General features: G+C 75.3%; 4 protein-coding genes. 1 reads left to right on the top strand and 3 read right to left on the bottom strand.

Annotated features, from left to right (window positions below):
- Positions 1-534, top strand: a 534-nt coding sequence (locus DZG00_RS13905; RefSeq protein WP_119455741.1) for an FAD-dependent oxidoreductase, incomplete at its 5' end; no start/stop codon positions are given.
- A gap of 12 nt (positions 535-546) precedes the next feature.
- Here the strand turns inward: DZG00_RS13905 and DZG00_RS13910 are convergent.
- From DZG00_RS13910 to DZG00_RS13920, 3 genes are all read right to left on the bottom strand, one after another.
- Positions 547-1,224 carry a hypothetical protein gene (locus DZG00_RS13910; RefSeq protein ID WP_233550148.1) on the bottom strand — a complete coding sequence of 226 codons (678 nt, stop codon included), beginning with the start codon at positions 1,222-1,224 and terminating at the stop codon, positions 547-549.
- Positions 1,225-1,357: 133 nt separating this feature from the next.
- Complete coding sequence (locus DZG00_RS13915; RefSeq protein WP_119382401.1) at positions 1,358-2,317, bottom strand: acetylxylan esterase; 960 nt, start codon at positions 2,315-2,317, stop codon at positions 1,358-1,360.
- Positions 2,318-2,417: 100 nt separating this feature from the next.
- On the bottom strand, positions 2,418-3,148 hold a 731-nt coding region (locus tag DZG00_RS13920), incomplete at its 5' end, for a TetR/AcrR family transcriptional regulator (RefSeq protein ID WP_311135920.1).

Raw genomic sequence — 3,148 nt, forward strand, 5'->3', positions numbered from 1 at the left:
GCGGGCGCGTGGCTGCCCGACCTGCTCGGCGGCGCGCTGCCGCTGCCGCGCGCGGCCCTCGACCGGATCCCGCCGCTGCGCGTGCGGCAGGAGCAGGTCTTCCACTTCGCGTACATGGACGGGCCGCGCCCGGTCCCGACCTCCATCCACATGGACGAGCGCATGCAGGTCTACGCGCTGCCCGGCGGGCGCGACGTGGAGGGCCGCGGCCACAAGGTCGCCGAGTTCGACGGCGGGCGCGTGATCCCGTCGGCCGCGCACCAGGACGGCGTCGTGGATCCCGCCAACCGCACCCGCGTCGTCGACTGGGTGCGCCGCAACCTGCCGGGCGTCGAGCCCGTGCCGTACGCGGAGGCGACGTGCCTGTTCACGAGCACGCCCACGGAGGACTTCGTGGTCGACCGGGTCGACGGGATCACGATCGTCTCGCCCTGCTCCGGCCACGGCGCCAAGTTCGCGCCGCTCATCGGCAGCCTCGCGGCGGATGCGGCGACCGGCGAGCGCGTCGAGCCCCGGTTCGCGCTCGCGCCCTGAGGCACCGCGCGCTCAGACCTTCTGCGGGCGCCCCCGGCCGCCGGTGCGCACGCGCGCGCGGCCCGGGTCCCGCGGCGCCGTTGCCTCGGCCGCCCGCTCCCGATCCGCCGCGAGCCGCGCCAGCTCGGCGCGCAGCTCGTCGACGCGGTCGTCGCGCCCCTCCTCGGGGAACGCACCGGGCAGCATCTGCGGCGCGAGCCGCGCGCGCACGATCTGCTCGAGGGCCGAGTCGCGCGCGATCACGAGCACCTCGCGCAGCGCCTCCGGGTCGCGCGAGAGGGCGCCGAGCCGCTCGACGATCTCCTCCGCGATCTCCGCCCGCAGGCGGAGCCCCGGCACGTCGCCCTCGCGGTAGTCGTCGGGCCGCTTGCCCTTGCCCTCGCGCAGCGCCGCGCGGTCGCGGGCCATGCGCAGCCGCTCCGCCTCGCCGCGCTTCTCGCCGATGAGCTCGGCCAGCTCGCCGCGGAGCGCCTCGATGAGCGACTCCTCGTCGTACGCGCGGCGCTCCCGCAGCGTGCGCAGGATGATGAGGTTCTCCATCTGGAGCCGCAGCGCGACGCCGACGAGCAGCAGCGCCTCCTCGACGAGGACCTCCTTCTGCGCCGGATCCGCGGCCACGCGGGCGGCCACGGACGGCGGCGGGGCACCGGGCTTGGAGGACTTCGCGGGGCGGATGCGGGGCCGGGGCATGATGTCCTCCCGGTCCGCTCGCTCCACCGGCGAGGTGCTCCCAGGTTACGCGGAACCACCGACGAGGTGGCGGGTCGCGTCCACGATCCGGGAGCGGATCCGCGGCCGGCCCGCCCCCGCCATCAGCCCGCCGTCAGCCCATCGTGCGCCGCAGGAACGCGAGCGTGCCGAGCTCGTCGTCGATGCCGCCGCCGTCGTGGCCGTTGTACTCCCACTCGACGATCTCCTTCCCGCCCGCGTAGGCGTTGAACGCGCCGTAGACGGTGGAGGGCGGGCAGGTCGCGTCCATCAGGCCCACCGAGAAGCGGGCGGGCGCGGTGGCGCGGCGGGAGAACGCGACGCCGTCGAAGTACCGCAGCACGGCGTGCACGTCCTCGCCGCGGCCGCGGTGCGTCTTCAGGTAGTCGACGACCTCGTGGTACGGGTACGCGTCGGTGATGTGGGTGGCGCGCTCGATGTCGCAGAGGAACGGCACGTAGGCCGAGACCGCGGCGAGGTCGTCGCGGAGGCCGGCGACCGCGAGGGCCATGCCGCCGCCCTGGCTGCCGCCCTGCACGGCGATGCGCGACGGATCCACGACGTCGAGCGACCGGACCACGTCGACCGCGCGCACGGCGTCGGTGAAGAGGCGGCGGTAGTAGTAGGTCTCGCGGGAGGCGATGCCGCGGGTCATGAAGCCGGGGATCGCGGGTCCGGCCTCGCCGTGGTCGGCGGTGTCGCCGGCGCTCCAGTAGGAGCCCTGGCCGCGCGTGTCCATCTGCAGGTGGGCGAAGCCAGCGGCCGCGTAGATAAGCGTCTCCTCGGCGCGCCCGCGACCGCCGCCGTAGCCGACGTACGAGACGACGGTGGGCAGCGGGCCGGTCGCGCCCGCGGGGGTGCGGAGCCAGGCGCGCACGTCGGTGCCGCCGGATCCCGCGAAGGTCACGTCCTGCACGTCGACGAGCGCGAGGTCGGTCTCCACGGGGGAGAGGCGCACGTCGAGGTCGTGCTGCGCGGCCTCGGCGAGGGTGTCGGCCCAGAACGCGTCGAAGTCGTCCGGGTCGACGTGGCTGCTGACGTGCGCGCGGGCGGCGTCGACGGGTTCGATGAGCATGGATCCTCCGGGAGCGGTGACGACGGGCGGTCGGCGTGCGCACCCTCGGGCCGCGTCGCCTCGCTCATCATGCCCCGGTCCGCACCGCGTGGCACGCGGCTCAGCGGAAGAGCGGCTCCCCGGCGGCGAGCTCGGCGTCGAGGAAGGTCCAGATCCACGCGAGCGCCCGCGCGTTGTCGAGGCCGGGCGCCTTCTGCGACAGCTGGGTCGCGATCCCGTCGCTGTACGCCGCGAGCTTGAGCGCGACCTCGGCGGCGTCGACCGCGCGGAACACGCCGGCGGCGATGCCACGGCGGATCGTGCGGACGAGGCACGCCTCCCACACGCGGATGCGCTCGAGGCGGTCGGCGGAGAGGCCGGGCTGGCGGGACACGGCGTTCCAGTAGTCCGACCAGAGCCGCCAGTGCGCCTCGGCCTCGTCACCGCCCGTGAAGAGCGGCTCGACCAGCAGGCGGATCCCGTGCACCGGATCCGGGTCGGCGTCCACCTCCTCGACGATCGACGCGTAGAACCGGTCGGTCTCGAGCACGACGACCTCGTCGAGGATCTCGGCGACGCTCGCGAAGTGGTACGTGACGGTGCCGACCGAGATGTCGCCCTCGGCGGCGATGTCGCGGAGCCCGGTGGCGGTGAGGCCCTGGCGGAGGATCACCGCGCGCGCGGCCTCCACGATCATCGCCCGCCGCACCTCGGGCTTCTCGCGCTTGCCGGCGCGGCGGGTCGTCGTCGCGGTCGTGCCCGGCGCACTCGCGGCCGTCCCGGCGCGCGCGCCGGCGCCCGTGCCCGCGCTCACGCGGACGTCCGCGGCACGAGGTCGTCGAACGTGCGGTC

This window comes from Clavibacter lycopersici (genome assembly GCF_003576405.1).
GTDB classification, from domain to species: Bacteria; Actinomycetota; Actinomycetes; order Actinomycetales; family Microbacteriaceae; genus Clavibacter; species Clavibacter lycopersici.

What these genes read in the sequence shown, in the direction of transcription:
- DZG00_RS13910 (WP_233550148.1), bottom strand. Translation starts at nt 1,224, where the DNA reads ATGCCCCGGCCCCGCATCCGCCCCGCGAAGTCCTCCAAGCCCGGTGCC.
- DZG00_RS13915 (WP_119382401.1), bottom strand. Translation starts at nt 2,317, where the DNA reads ATGCTCATCGAACCCGTCGACGCCGCCCGCGCGCACGTCAGCAGCCAC.